The sequence below is a fragment of the Lacinutrix sp. genome (genome assembly GCF_029238095.1).
In the GTDB taxonomy this organism is placed as follows: Bacteria; Bacteroidota; Bacteroidia; order Flavobacteriales; family Flavobacteriaceae; genus Lacinutrix.
On sequence record NZ_JAQWGS010000023.1, the window covers coordinates 18921 to 34122 of the forward strand.

General features: G+C 28.6%; 13 protein-coding genes. All 13 read right to left on the reverse strand.

The features are described from left to right. The 13 genes from P8H50_RS05990 to P8H50_RS06050 all read right to left on the reverse strand — a co-directional run bounded on the left by P8H50_RS05990 (position 1) and on the right by P8H50_RS06050 (position 15200). Positions 1-1410: an exopolysaccharide biosynthesis polyprenyl glycosylphosphotransferase gene (locus P8H50_RS05990; protein WP_300206628.1), complete on the reverse strand. Its 1410-nt coding sequence runs from the start codon at positions 1408-1410 to the stop codon at positions 1-3. Between the two features lie 3 nt (positions 1411-1413). Next, entirely contained in the window at positions 1414-2406 is a 993-nt protein-coding gene (locus P8H50_RS05995; protein ID WP_300206631.1) for a UDP-glucuronic acid decarboxylase family protein, read from the reverse strand. Continuing rightward, positions 2406-3704, reverse strand: a complete 1299-nt coding sequence (locus P8H50_RS06000; protein WP_300206634.1) for a UDP-glucose/GDP-mannose dehydrogenase family protein — start codon at positions 3702-3704, stop codon at positions 2406-2408. Before P8H50_RS06000 ends, P8H50_RS05995 begins: the two co-directional genes overlap by 1 nt. A gap of 63 nt (positions 3705-3767) precedes the next feature. Then, a complete protein-coding gene (locus tag P8H50_RS06005; RefSeq protein WP_300206636.1) occupies positions 3768-5732 on the reverse strand; it encodes a nucleoside-diphosphate sugar epimerase/dehydratase in 1965 nt (654 codons plus the stop codon). A gap of 94 nt (positions 5733-5826) precedes the next feature. Continuing rightward, positions 5827-6954 (reverse strand): aminotransferase class I/II-fold pyridoxal phosphate-dependent enzyme, encoded by a 1128-nt coding sequence (locus P8H50_RS06010; RefSeq protein WP_300206638.1) that lies wholly within the window; start codon positions 6952-6954, stop codon positions 5827-5829. Beyond that, positions 6951-7562 (reverse strand): acetyltransferase, encoded by a 612-nt coding sequence (locus P8H50_RS06015; RefSeq protein WP_300206640.1) that lies wholly within the window; start codon positions 7560-7562, stop codon positions 6951-6953. The genes P8H50_RS06010 and P8H50_RS06015 overlap by 4 nt, the downstream gene beginning before the upstream one ends. Next, positions 7562-8167, reverse strand: coding sequence for a sugar transferase (locus P8H50_RS06020; RefSeq protein WP_300206642.1), 606 nt, complete (start codon positions 8165-8167; stop codon positions 7562-7564). Before P8H50_RS06020 ends, P8H50_RS06015 begins: the two co-directional genes overlap by 1 nt. Positions 8168-8174: 7 nt before the next feature. Then, a complete protein-coding gene (locus P8H50_RS06025) occupies positions 8175-9323 on the reverse strand; it encodes a glycosyltransferase family 4 protein (protein ID WP_300206644.1) in 1149 nt (382 codons plus the stop codon). Continuing rightward, the gene (locus P8H50_RS06030; RefSeq protein ID WP_300206646.1) at positions 9323-10207 is read right to left on the reverse strand and encodes a hypothetical protein; all 885 of its coding nucleotides are present in this window, start codon (positions 10205-10207) and stop codon (positions 9323-9325) included. The genes P8H50_RS06025 and P8H50_RS06030 overlap by 1 nt, the downstream gene beginning before the upstream one ends. A gap of 242 nt (positions 10208-10449) precedes the next feature. Then, complete coding sequence (locus tag P8H50_RS06035) at positions 10450-11223, reverse strand: glycosyltransferase (RefSeq protein WP_300206648.1); 774 nt, start codon at positions 11221-11223, stop codon at positions 10450-10452. 585 nt (positions 11224-11808) lie between these two features. After that, positions 11809-12735 carry a glycosyltransferase family 2 protein gene (locus P8H50_RS06040; protein WP_300206650.1) on the reverse strand — a complete coding sequence of 309 codons (927 nt, stop codon included), beginning with the start codon at positions 12733-12735 and terminating at the stop codon, positions 11809-11811. Next, positions 12722-13405, reverse strand: coding sequence for an O-antigen ligase family protein (locus P8H50_RS06045; protein WP_300206652.1), 684 nt, complete (start codon positions 13403-13405; stop codon positions 12722-12724). Before P8H50_RS06045 ends, P8H50_RS06040 begins: the two co-directional genes overlap by 14 nt. 559 nt (positions 13406-13964) lie before the next feature. Next, on the reverse strand, positions 13965-15200 hold the full coding sequence (locus P8H50_RS06050; protein ID WP_300206654.1) for an oligosaccharide flippase family protein: 1236 nt from the start codon (positions 15198-15200) through the stop codon (positions 13965-13967). Positions 15201-15202 lie beyond the last annotated feature (2 nt).

Below are 15202 nucleotides of genomic sequence, written 5' to 3' on the forward strand. Positions count from 1 at the left end.
TTAATAGGCTTTTTCTTGACCTCTAAAAATATTTAAAGTAGTTTGAATTATTATTTTAATATCTAATAATAGCGACCAGTTTTCAATATAAAAATTATCGAATTTTATACGGTTAATTATGTCTTCGTCATTTTTAATTTCACCTCTATAACCTTTTATTTGGGCTAAGCCAGTGATTCCTGGTTTTACATGATGACGAAAAATAAAATTATATTTATCTATTTTTTTAGAATAGTCTTCAGTATAAGATAACATATGTGGTCTTGGTCCTACAACTGACATATCTCCTTTAAGAACATTAATAAATTGTGGTAACTCGTCTATACTTGTTTGGCGTAGAAACTTGCCAATTTTAGTAAGCCTGTTATCGTTTTGCTTAACGTAAGTGCCTTTAACTTCTTTAACTGTTCTTAGTGATCTAAACTTATAACAATTAAATTCTTTATAATTTATTCCATTACGCTTATGCTTATAAAATAAAGGGCCTTTAGATTCAATTTTTATTAAAATAAATAAAAGAACGGAAACCCAAGACAAAATAAAAACAATAATAAATATCGAAAACAAAACATCGAAAGTTCGTTTTACTAATTTATTAAAATCATGATTTATTGCGACTTGTTGTATGGACAACACAGGAAGATAATTGTAAAAATCAGTTTTTAAACGCTTAGAAAATAGCTTTTTAGTTTCAGGAATAAATTTAATATTACAATGATGGATATTGGCATACTTTACAAATTCGTTTACTTGGTTTTCAGTAAGTTCATCTATAGCACAATACACTTCATCAATACCATCATTAGCTTCTAAAAAAGAAAAACTTTCTTTTAAATTTCCGGTAATATCTTCTGCTTTACTATTACTAAAACGCGCTAATAGTTTGTAGCCTAGTTCTTTTTTTTGAAGAAAAATTGTTTTTAATTCGTTTGCTCCTTCAGTGTCGCCAATAATAACAACTCTTCTTACGTTTCCTTTTAATTTTAATCTATAAGCTCTAAGCATATAATAGCTTAAAAGTTTTATAAAAGCAATGATTGCAAATGAAGATGTTAAATATTTAAAGGTTATAAAAGCCTGAATGTTAACACTTCTAAAAATACCAATAAATGCGTATACTAAGATTGAAAATATTAGAAACTGTTTAACTAAAAGTGATAAAATATTTAATGCTGAAGTGTATCTATAAACACTATAAAAACTAATAAAAGACGTTGAGAACATCCAGAATAAAAAGGAATAAACAATGTAAAGAAGGTGTTTGTTATTTAAGTAAGCCGAAGAGAAAAAGTGTAAGTTTTCTTCATTAAAATTAAACGAATAAAACGCAAGAAAATTAATAACAAAAAGGTCGAAAAACACTAAAAGTGGTCTTATTAACCAAGAATATCTTCCGCGTATGTATTCCATTTGCTACTTGTTATTATAACTTGAAAAGTCTTTGTGTTCGCTTTTATAGAGTTCATCTTTACTTAGACTTTTAAAATAATCAAAGGTAATTTTCATACCTTCTGCTCTTCCTACTTTTGGTTGCCAACCTAGCAACGTTCTAGCTAAGGTAATATCTGGTTGCCTTTGCATAGGATCATCAACAGGTAAATCTTTATAAATTACTTTCTGTGTTGTATTTGTAAGTTTAATAATTTCCTCTGCAAAATCTTTTATTGTAATCTCGTTTGGATTTCCAATATTAATAGGATGACTATAGTCGCTTAATAGTAACTTATATATACCTTCAACCTGATCGTCTACATAGCAAAACGAACGTGTTTGCAATCCATCTCCAAAAACGGTTAAATCCTCTCCTCGTAATGCTTGTCCCATAAAAGCAGGGATTACACGACCATCGTTTAGTCTCATTCTTGGTCCATAGGTATTAAAAATACGAACTATACGTGTTTCTAATCCATGAAATCTATGGTAAGCCATTGTTATAGATTCTTGAAAACGTTTAGCTTCATCATAAACACCTCTTGGGCCAATGGTGTTTACATTTCCATGATACTCCTCTGTTTGAGGATGCACCAAGGGATCTCCATAAACTTCTGATGTTGAGGCAATGAGTAATCTAGCTTTTTTGGCTTTTGCTAAACCTAGTAAATTATGGGTTCCTAAAGAGCCTACTTTAAGTGTTTGAATTGGGATTTTAAGGTAATCTATAGGGCTTGCAGGAGATGCAAAATGTAAAATGTAGTCTAAATCTCCATTTATGTTAATAAACTCTGTTACATCATGTTTAATAAAGCTAAAATTAGGATGGTCTTGAAGATGTACTATATTTTTAATATCTCCAGTTATAAAGTTATCCATACCAATAACATGATAGCCTTCTTTAATAAAGCGATCGCACAAATGTGAGCCTAAAAATCCTGCTGCTCCAGTTATTAATACTTTTTTTAAACTCATTATCTTCCTATTGATACGTATTTAAAACCTTCGTTTTCAATGTCTTTAACATCGTATAAATTACGACCATCAAAAATAACATTACTGTTCATTGCTAGCTTCATTTTGTCTGTATTTGGTGTTCTAAAAATACTCCATTCGGTACAGATTACTAAAGCGTCTGCATGTTCTATGGCTTGATACATACTTTCTGCATAGTTAATTTTATCGCCCAACTTTCTTTTAACATTTGGCATAGCCTCGGGATCGAAAGCTGTAATATTAGCACCAGATTGTAATAAGCTATCTATCATGAAAAGTGCAGGCGCTTCTCGAATATCGTCGGTTTCGGGTTTAAATGCTAATCCCCAAATAGCGATATTTTTTCCTTTTAAATCGTTATTAAAATGAGACTCTATTTTAGGAATTAATACAAGTTTTTGTCTTGCATTAACGTTAATCACTGCGTCTAAAATTTGAAAATTATAATTATTATCTTTTCCAGATTTGTGCAATGCTTTAACATCTTTTGGAAAACAAGAACCACCATAACCAATGCCTGGGAATAAGAAGCGTTTTCCTATTCTAGAATCTGTTCCCATTCCTATTCTTACCTTATCGACATCTGCACCAACCTTTTCACAAAAATTAGCAATCTCGTTCATGAATGTTATTTTTGCTGCTAAAAAGGCATTTGAGGCATATTTAGTAAGTTCAGCAGACTTCTCGTCCATTATAATTATTGGGTTTCCTGAGCGCACGTATGGCTTGTATAGTTTTTCCATAAGCTTAATAGCTTTTTCACTACTTGCGCCTACAACTATACGTTCTGGTTTTAAAAAATCGTCTACGGCAAATCCTTCTCTTAAAAATTCTGGGTTAGACACCACATCAAAATCTACAGTTGCATTTTTAGCAATAGCTGCTTCTACTTTTTCTGATGTACCAACTGGTACAGTACTTTTATCGACAATTACTTTATAGTCTTTTATAAGTTTACCAATATTGTTTGCTACTCCTAAAATATACTTTAAGTCGGCCGAACCATCTTCATCTTCTGGTGTTGGTAAAGCTAAAAATATAATATCTCCATGTTCTAACCCTTCGTATAAATTTGTTGAAAACCTTAAGCGATTCGCTTTAATATTTCTTTCGAATAAAACATCTAAATGTGGCTCGTAAATTGGTACTTTACCGTTCTGCATTTGTTTAACTTTATTCTCATCTATATCTATACAAAGCACATCGTTTCCTGTTTCTGCAAGGCAGGTACCTGTTACTAAGCCTACATATCCTGTACCTATAACTGCTATTTTCATATGGGGAATTATACTAATTATATTAAAAAAGCTTCAAACTAATGAAGCTATAATATTTAAATTTTAAACTATTTTTTTGTCTAGTCTCTCAAAATCTGAATTCATACTTAAAAACTCTGGTACGATGTCTTTCATTTTAAGTACTATTTCCTTTTTGGTGCCTTCTTTGGCTATATCTGCGAGATCTAAAATTAGCTTGTTAATTATGTTGTAATCATAGCTTTCTATTTTGGCTATCATTATTTTTTCGTTGTACGTTGGTAAAGTTTGACAGTTGTCGTTTAAAAGCTCTTCGTATAACTTTTCTCCTGGTCTTAAACCTATAACTTTAATATCTATTTCTTTATAAGGTGTAAATCCAGCTAGACGAATTATCTTTTTTGCTAAGTCGATAATTTTTACTGCTTCTCCCATATCAAAAATAAAAACTTCGCCTCCATTTCCCATTGCTCCTGCTTCTATTACCAGTTGGCAAGCTTCTGGAATAGTCATGAAGTACCTAATAATGTCTGGGTGTGTTATGGTTAATGGTCCTCCTTCTTCAATTTGTTTTTTAAACAAAGGAACTACAGAGCCATTAGAACCTAATACATTACCAAACCTTGTGGTAACGTATTGGGTTGTAATTTTGTTATCTGTTTTTAATTTTTCTTGTAATGCTTGAATATATATTTCTGCAATACGTTTTGATGCTCCCATGACGTTACTCGGGTTAACAGCTTTATCTGTAGATACCATTACAAATTTTTCGGCTTTGTATTTATAAGCCATATCTGCTATATTTTTTGAACCTACAACATTTGCAAAAACTGCTTGAGCTGGATGTTTTTCCATTAAAGGTACATGCTTATATGCTGCTGCATGATAAACAACATTAGGTTTATATGTTTTAAAAACATCATCTATAATATCTCTATTTCTTACATCTGTTATAATAGCTTCAAAATCTAAATTTGGAAAATTTTGATTTATTTCATGTTGAATGCGATATAGAGGTGTTTCTGCATTATCTAAAATTAAGAGTTTTTTAGGTTTATAATTAACAACTTGTCTAACAATTTCACTGCCTATTGATCCTGCTCCTCCTGTTACTAGAATACATTTATTATAAATTTCTTTTGCTACTAGCTTGTTGTCTAATTTTATTGGTTCTCTTTCAAGAATATCTTCAATTTGAATTTTTTCAATTTGGTTAGATAAGCTTTTATTGTTTTCTATATCTGAAATTAAAGGCGCTCTAAAGACTTTAAAATTATATTCTAAACAATTGTCTATAATTTCTATGCTTTCTTCTTTAGATAGTTTATTATCTGCTATTATTAATGCTTGAGCACCATTTGCTCTTAAGGTTACGGCTACTTTTCTATGTAAGTGTACAATTGGAAGCCCTAATATTTCTTTACTTTTATTTTTCCCTTCTTTATCAATAAAACCTAGCACTTTATATCTTGAAGGTTTTTCAGACTTTAATGCTGAGGCAATAGCAATTGCATTCTCGTCTGTACCAAAAACCAATACATTTATTTGATCTTCTGAATGTTGTAAGTTGATATAGACTTCGAAAACTTGTTTTACTAATATTCTAAATAAAAATAACCCACAAAATGATATTATTGAGTAGACTAAAATCTCTGGAACTAGAAAGATACTAACCTCAGTAATTACAAAATATAAATAGTGAATACCTAAGGTTGTAATTAATGTTGCCGCAGATGCTAAAAAAAATTTTACTGCATCTATAAAGGTAGAGTGCCTTATTAAACCAGCATAAGTTCTAAAAAATATAAAGAATATAATGTTTACAAATACAACTATTAATTCTTGAACTGTTGGAAGGTAGGATATGTAAAGAGTAGAGTTCTGTAGGTTTCCAATAATAATTTTAGTTATAACTAAAGCTATTAATAAAATAGTGCTGTCAAAACATAGTATTGCCCATCGTGGCAAATAGTTAATATTTTTAAAATCTATCTTTTTTCGACTAGATTCTAAAACTTGAAACAGTGCTTGTTTTAATTTTCTAAACATTTAGACTATTATAATTGGGACTACAAATATCATAATTATAATTACAATATAGAAATATAACAGCGTATTCCAAGCAAAATAAGTATATTAAGGTTTATTTAAGAGATTCTACTATTCTATAAATTCTCTCTCTCTCTTGTTTGGTAAGATTTGATCCACTTGGTAAACATAGTCCACTATTAAATAACGTCTCGCTTATATTAGAGCCATAATAAGGTGCATTTTTAAATACTGGTTGAAGATGCATTGGTTTCCATAATGGTCTTGTTTCTATGTTTGCTTCTGTCATTTTATGATACAGTTCATTTTTTGTAAAAGGTGCATTTTCACCTATAATGATACAACTTAACCAATGATTTGAGAATCTATTTTGATTTACTTCTGTAAAAACTGTTACCTCTTTTGTGTCCTTAAATAATTCTTTGTAGAAAGTATTCATTTCACGTCTCAATTTTATATGCTTATCTAAAACCTCCATTTGACCACGACCAATTCCTGCACTAATATTACTCATTCTATAATTATAACCAATTTGCGAATGCTCGTAATGTATTGCTTCGTCCCTAGCTTGTGTTGCTAAAAAAATTGTGTTTTTCTTTTTTTCTTTAGTATTACAAACCATTGCTCCGCCACCCGAAGTTGTAATTATTTTATTTCCATTAAAAGATAAAATTGAATAGTCTCCAAAAGTTCCACATTTTCTTCCTTTATAGGTTGAACCTAATGCTTCAGCAGCATCTTCAACTACTGGAATATTATACTTTATGGCAACTGCTAATAACTCGTCAACTTTTGCTGGCATACCATAAAGGTGAACTATTATTATTGCTTTAGGTTTTTTACCTTTAGATATTCTGGCTTTTATTGCTTCCTCAAGATGTATTGGACACATGTTCCAAGTTTCAGATTCGCTGTCTATAAATATAGGTGTTGCGCCTTGATATATTATTGGGTTTGCTGAAGCCGAAAAAGTAAAGGTTTGGCATATTACCTCATCGTCTATATCTACTCCTAGTTGAACCAATGCTAAGTGAATTGCTGCTGTTCCTGATGATAATGCTGCAACATGCATATCTTCTTTAAGATATGTTTCTATATCTTTTTCAAATCCAGTTACGTTTGGACCTAAAGGTGCTATCCAATTAGTGTCGAAAGCTTCTTTTATATAGTTTTGCTCGTTTCCTCCCATATGAGGTGATGAGAGCCATATTTTTGAGTTCATTTCTTATTGCTTTTAATTATTCTGGCAGGATTACCAACAACTATTGAATAATCTGGAATATCATCTATCACTACTGATCCTGCGCCAATTACACTCCATTTACCTATTCTGATATTAGGTATAACGACTGCGCCTGCGCCAATATGAGTGCCTTCTCCAACTTTTACATTACCTGTTAAAGTGGCATTAGGCGATACGTGCACAAAGTCTTCAATTACACAATCATGTTCTATTACCGAAGATGTATTTATTATGCAATGATTACCTATTTTAGCATTAGAATTAACACTAACATATTGCATTACAACTGTGCCTTTTCCTATTTCACTGTAAGCTGATATAAAACAATTACGATGTAGTGCAGTAAAATATCGTGATTCAATATTATTTACAATTTGTTTTCTTATTTCATTGTTTCCAATAGCAATTATTAACTCTCCTTTTTTTAAGACCTTGTTGTCTTTTTCTAATTTACCTAAAAATGGAATATCTTGAAAACTCTCTAACAGCAGGTGGTCATCAAAAACACCAATAATTTTATTATTAGTAGAATTAATAACATCAACTACAACTTTAGCATGACCACTAGCTCCAAATAAATATTTCATTAGTTATTTCCTGTATATTTTTCGGTTGTTACTGCGTTAACAGCGTTAATACCTTCAGATTTTACTACTTTTAAAACTGTTTTTAGCAGTATTTTAATGTCTAGAATTAAACTTATGTTATTTACATACCAGACATCCAATTCAAATTTTTTAGACCAACTAATAGCATTTCTTCCATTAACCTGAGCCCAACCTGTTATTCCTGGCTTTACATCATGCCTTTTTTTTTGAGTTTCATTGTATAAAGGTAGATATTCTGGCAATAATGGTCTTGGCCCAATAATACTCATATCTCCTTTTAAAACATTAATTAATTGTGGGAGTTCATCTAACGATGTTTTTCTTATAAATTTTCCAATACTGGTTAATCTTTTCCCATCTGGTAGAAAATCTCCATTGGAATCCTTCTTGTCTGTCATTGTTTTAAACTTAATAACTTTGAATATTCTTGTATCTTTTCCAGGTCTTTGTTGGAAAAAAAAGGGTTTACCATTGTTATTAACTAATAAAAAAACTAATACAAAAATAAAAATAGGTGAAAAGATTATTAAAGCTAATAAGGCAGTAATGCAATCTAATAATGGTTTAAAAAAAGACTTATACATATAATATCTATTCGAATGTTTTGTATTCTTTTAAAAGAGCTTTGAAAAAGCTAGATCTTTGATATTTGTTTACTATTATTTCTCTAGTATTATTTTGGATATTTTTATATTCTTCTGTATTTTCTGCGTAATTTTTCATTTTATCATAAAGAGAGTTTACACTCTTCACCATTACAATACTTCCATTAATATTATCTTTAATAATCTCATTACAACCATTAATATTCGAAACTATACTAGGAAGTCCCATAGCTCCAGCTTGCATAACTACATTTGGAAATCCTTCTCTATAACTTGGAAACACTAGCACATTAGATATTGCAAAATATGGTCTAACATCTTGCTGATAACCTGTAGTTATTATTTTTATGTTCTCATTTATTGTCTTATTAGTTTTTTCTTTTATGGGATCAAAATCTGCCTCTGTAGGTCCAACTAAGAGTAATTTTATTGAATTAAGTTCTAAACTTAGTTTATTAAAAGATTCTACCAATTCATTAATTCCCTTATCACTAACAATTCTACCAACAAAAATAAACACAAAATCTTTATTAGACACTTTTAAATCTGCTCTTAAAGATTCTTTATCATTTTCATTAATTAGTCGTGGGTTAAAATAATTAGTGTCTATTCCATTAGAGCTTCCGTTTCCAATTACCTTTATTTTTTCCGAGGCTGTAAAATTCTCTTGCTCTATTATTGATTTTAGGCCATAGGAATTAGGATACACTCTATTTGCACAACTATAAGTTAATTTCTCTATATAATTTAGTATTTTTCGCTTAAAGCCTTTTGCTTCTAATAAAGGTAAACCAGCAACCGTATGCAGTCTAATTGGAACATTTGCTAGTTTAGCTGCTAACATTCCTATAATACCTGCTTTTGGAGTGTGTGTGTGAACTATTCTTGGCTTTTGTTTTTTTAAAAAAAAATAAAGTTTTACTAATGAGGCTAAATCTTTTAAAGGTGTTATTTTTCTTGTCATTTCAACATTAAATGTTGAAACTCCCTCTTTCTGTCCTATCCTTTTTAGAGCCTTATCGTCAGACGAAACAGCTATAACGTCATAATGTTGATTCATAAAGTTTAATTGCCCTTCAAGCAATTTATTTAATGACATTGGAACAGTTGTAATTCTTATCAATTTCTGTTTCATTAAATTCTATTATTTTTAATTTTAGCATAAAAAGTAAACATCAATAAATATAGGTAAGGCATAAACATAACTCTCATGCGAGAAGCCAAACCTAAATTGTAAAGATAGGAACTAAAAAAAAGTATTAATAGAATTACTGTTAATGATAAAAATACTTGTTGCTTAAATATAAATTTATAGGCTTTGTTTTTTATCACTTCAAATATAAATTTAAATAAAATTATTGCAGTTATTAGGTTTTCAATAGATATTAGATATTGAAAAAACGTTTTAGAATCATAAAAAATAGGCTTAAATAAAACTAAAAACATACGGTAAAAGTATGTTGAATTTTCTAAGTCTATAGATGATGTACCATTATTTTGACTGTAGACAACTATCCGTTGGAAGCTTTGTTGTATCTCTTCAAAGTTTAAATTATCAACTCTTAAGAACCCTTTTAATATGGGTAAACTTATTATTGTTCCCAATAATGCTAGTAAAACTAGCATTATTTTATTCATTTTAATATTACAGAGAATAAACACAAAGTAAGATACAAGAATAATCCCAAACAAATAAGGACGTATAAGTAAAATAAATACTAAAGATATTATTAAAGGAAAACTGATAAGACCTTTTTTAACTGTCTGGAAAAACACAATACTCATGAAATAAAATACAAGTGCTTCTTTTGTTAATCCAGCTGTCCAAAAATGTAATGATGGTGTTAATATTAACAATAACGATAGCAACATTAATATGTTACTATCTAATTTCTTAATTTTTGAAAAAATAAAATTTAAATAAAATGTAAAGCCGACTAAGCTAAATGTAGAAAAAAAAAGCGATAAATTAAAATACGATATATTTAATTTTACTAACGGATAAATTAATAAACTCATGAACTTGCTTCCTGGTTGTGTAAAATCTGAAATATTATTACTATTTAAAGCACGTTCGTAAAAAATATAACTATCGAACTGTTGTCCATTATTAAAATTATAAAATAAAAAAAGAGAGACAATATGAATAATATATAGTAGTAGTATTATAATTCTCTTGTAACAACATTCGTGTCTTTTTATAGTTCTATAAAAAAAATAACAAGTAAAAATAATTAGTAATGTGAGAAATAATATATTCATTAAAAATTCTTAAATAAATTTAGATAACTTTCGCTATTTGCTTGAATACTATAAAAGTCTTCAATTATTTTTCTGTTTTTTAAACCAATTCCTCTGAATTTTATAGGGTCAAGTTGGACTTCTTTTAATGCAGAATACCATTCATCTTCTGTTGAAGCAAATAAGTTACCATTTCCTTTATCTACCTTCACATTCGCCTCTAATGGAGTTGAAATAGTTGGTTGTAAGCATGCCATATACTGAATTAACTTAAAGGCGCATTTTCCATTATTAAATTGATTTTTCTCTAGAGGCATTATACCAACAGAAAACTTATGAATTTCTAGCAACTCAGTAGCTTCAGACCAGTCTATTATGCTTATTGGTAAACCAACAAAATTTTTAGACAGTTTTTTATCAAAACCTATGAATCGGAGCTCAAAATTTATTCCTTCTTGCATAAATCTATTAAATACAGGAATTAAATCAAGAAGGTTTTTAGAGGTTGTGCTGGATCCTATCCATCCAATAACAAACTTATCTTCCATCAATTTTTGCTCCTTAATATAATATTTTTTTAAATCTATGGATGTTGGTATTTCAGTTATGTTATTGTTGTATTTAGTTGCATAAGCTGTCAAGTAAGGACTTCCTGTAATAACGTGGCTAGCGTTTTTTATTACTTTCTCAATCTTGTGTTGAAATAGGGTTCTAACTATTGCGTTTTTGTGCTGATCATAGTCGTGAAAAGCCGCATCATCAAAATCGACTATGTACCTTATTTTAAAAAACATAAAAAAAAAGGTGTTATATGGTAAAAATGGTGTGAATTCGTATTGAACAAAAACTAAATCTTTCCGTTTAATTAATAAAATTTGTATTATCTTTTTTATATAGAGCTTTGATAAATAGCTTAGTCCTTTTAAATTTCGATATGATATTGCTGGTTTATAATCGCTATCAAAGAAAGGATATATCTTGCAGTTATATTTCTTAAAATAAGATTGGTATTGGTATATCCTATACCTACTACTCGCTCCTTTTTTAGTATATTTTGGAAAAAATTTTATAACCATAATCTAAGTTAAATTAATACATACTAGGTTCAAATATAAAACACTCAAAATAAGTATTAAGTATTAATATTAAGAAACTATTTTTTTTGAGATATAAATTATAAATAACCAACTATAAAGCAAAGATACCAAATAGAAATGCTCTTGTAAATAAGATAACTCTAACAAAAATATAAGTATAAAAGAAAGAATATTTAATATTAAGGAGAGATATCCTTTACTCGAGCGAAATAAAAAAATCACTTTTGATAGTAGTCCTCACTTTCTTTAGGTGTTTGCATAACTGGTTTAAATTAGTCGTTCTTATCGATTTGCAAAACCAAACCTTTTAATGTAAAGCAATTTGTAGCTCTTAAAAACCTCAAAAAAGCCTTTTAAATCCAACTTGATCATTTCTGAAAATAGTCTTAATAAAGGCTCAATAAAAATAATAATAATAAACATGATAACATATTTGAAGCAACTTAAATGTTTTTTGCTAAAGATCAAGATGGAGTCTAGAGAATAAAAAAGTCTTTCTGCCTTAACGCTTTCTGATGCTCCACCTCCTTGGTGAAAAATTTCTATTGTTGAATCGTAATAAATTTTACCACCATTATCTACTATTCGTTTAGATAAGTCTAAATCTTCATAATACACAAAATAATCTTTACTAAACCCATTTGATTCTAAAAAATCTTTCCTTCTAATCAAGTAAAATGCCCCTATAACGTGATCAACATATTTGGATGATTCGTGGTCCCAATCACTCATATGAACACCTTTAAAAACATTAGGAAACAAGATGTTAAGCTTAAGCAGTTTGTTTATATACCTATTTACTGTTAGGTATCTAGCACAACTTCTATGTGTAATTTTATTCTCATCTATTTGTTTACAACCTAACACAGTAATTTCTGGTTTCTCTTTAATAACACTAATAGCTTTAGATAAGGAGTTTTTAAACACTTTTGTGTCTGGGTTCAAAAACAATAAATATTCTGACTTAGAGGCCTCAACTCCTAGATTACATGCAGCACCAAACCCCTCGTTCTTTCTGTTTTTAACAATTTTAATTGCCTTGTCTTTAAAATTGCTTAAAATCGAGGAGTTAGAGCCATTATCGACTATAATAATTTGAATTTCGTCTAATGCACTAAACTCAATTATTGATTGTACACATTGATTAACTAATTCTTCTGAATAATAATTTACAATGATTATACTAAGTTCAATTCTATTGTGGCTCATGTTTATATATAGATGTAAGTTTAAATATTCCTGCAAAGAAAATAAACATAGTAAATAGTAACGTTATAGCCCTAGTACTTAAGATAAAACCGCAAATAAAAAAAAGGAAAAGCGCAAATGAAAATTGCTTTATAAATAGATTCTTAGATTTAAAGCCAACGTAAAAAACATAAAGAAACATTGATAGAATTATAATAAATGGAAACAATCCATTATCTAAGTAAAAATCTACTAAAAAAAATTCGGAGGTAAAAGAAGACAACGAAGCAGATGCATTTTCATGTTTGTAACCATTAAGATAAACTTCTCTAAAATTACCATATCCAATTCCAAAAATAGGATTGTCTTTTATCATTTCTATGGAAGAATCTAAAATATATTTTCGTTGGTTTATGCTACCGTCAAATAATCTACTGTTATTTAATCTTTCGTAAATTCTAAAACTAGATTTTAATTTATCCTGAAAAGTCTCACTAAAGCTAACTATGAATAATGCAATACTAAGAAAAAATGAAGAATAAACAATTGCTTTAACATGTTTTCTAAGATAAACTAAAAGACATATTATAATTATTAGTACAGCTAATTTTGAAGCCGTTAATATTAATGTTAAATAAATTAATAGCACTAATAGTTTGTTTTTCCATGTTTTGTTTTTTTGGAATTGCATAACACCTAATGGAAAAACTAAAAAAGCACATAAATTCAAAGGGTTTGAAAAAGTAGAAATAGTCCTAAAAGATATTAAAATATAATCAGGAAAATTATTAACCCAAAAAATAGTTGGTAACATAAACTCTAAAAAAACTGTTTGAAGTATACCATAAACGCAGACAATCCAAGTTGCAGTATATAGACCTTTAATTAAGTATTGAATGGATACTTTATTTATATAGTTTATTGTTAAAACAAAAACAGAAAAGTATTGTGCCCAACGTAATTGGTACTTTATTTTAGAGGAAATATCATGAAAGTCATTAATTAATAATGAAATTATAGAAAATATAATTAGTATGAATAAAAATATCGAGCCAATATTTACTGTTATTTTTTTCTTTATATAAATATATAAGAAAAATAAAGTAATATGAATATAAATAAATAACTCAGGTAATGAAACTACTTTTAGAAGGTATTTTGTAGGGTTAAAAAAAATTATAGTAATAGGTATGTAGTATAAAAAATTATACTCTATAAGCTCTGTAAGCTTTTTTTTGTTGACTAAAAACTTATCCTTTCTCACTATAAAAAATATTTGTAATGTAAATTAATAATAGATAAACAATACTGGCTAAAAGGTTAATATAAGATAAAATACTAAAATCATATTTTGGAAGAAGCCAAATAGAACAAAGAGAGCTCAGTAAAACAACAATTACTATGTATAAAGTTAAAATTTTAGTTTTTTCTAATGCTTCAAGTTTTTTCTGCAATATAATAGCTAGTTGCCATATTATCGCGCTAACAGCTAAAGGAATGACTATTTTTTTAAGAAGGATAATGTTGTTTTCATCTGTAAAGCCCAAATACTTTCTTAAAATAAAGTCTTGAAAATAAAATAATAGCCCTAAAAATGGTAAACATATTAGCATTAAAGTAATTAACCCTCTCTTAAGTGTTTTTTTAAATAGTACTTTATCTCCACTACTATGAATATTCATAAGTAAAGGTTGGTAAACGCTATTAATTGGGTTTACCAGTTGAGTGAAGATTTTAAATATTACATCGTAAACTGCTGCGTATTGGGCTAAAACAATAACGCCTAAATAACTTTTTACAATATATTTCTCAATACCGTTTGCGCTTGGTGAAAAGACCATCCAAATACTTAATGGTAAGCCAAAACTTAAAAACTTCTTAACCATAGAAAAATCAACAGAAATAAATTTTATTTTTATTGATTTAACCAAATAAATATACGAAGACATATAACTAATAAACAGGGATAAAAACAAGGTTTCAAGTACATTAAAAAGAGATAATGTTTTTAGTCCAACGACACATAAAACAAAACCTAAAAGCCTAATTATCTCAGCTATGGAAAACCTCAAAGATTTTAATTCCGCTTGTGTTTCAATTAATTTAGAAGTATAAATACAGGCTGATATGTACCCAATCGCAATTAAAAATATAAGAAGAATAGTTTCTTCTTGAATATTTAAAGAAACAACTATCAAAAGAGGTACAACAGATATTAACGCCATTACAAAAGAAATACTATGTGCTTTTCCATAGAAAACCTTTCTATCTATATACTCACCATGATATTTTATTATGGACTGATTGACCCAACCTATAGATCCAGAAACAAAAATTAAAAAAGTAACATATATTATAATATAATTACCATAGTTTTCTTCTCCAAACCATTTAATAAATAATGGGATTATAGCCAAAGATATTAGCGCTGTTAGTGCTTTACCAAAAAAATAGATTAGGACTTTAAATTCTACTGTTTTAATCATAT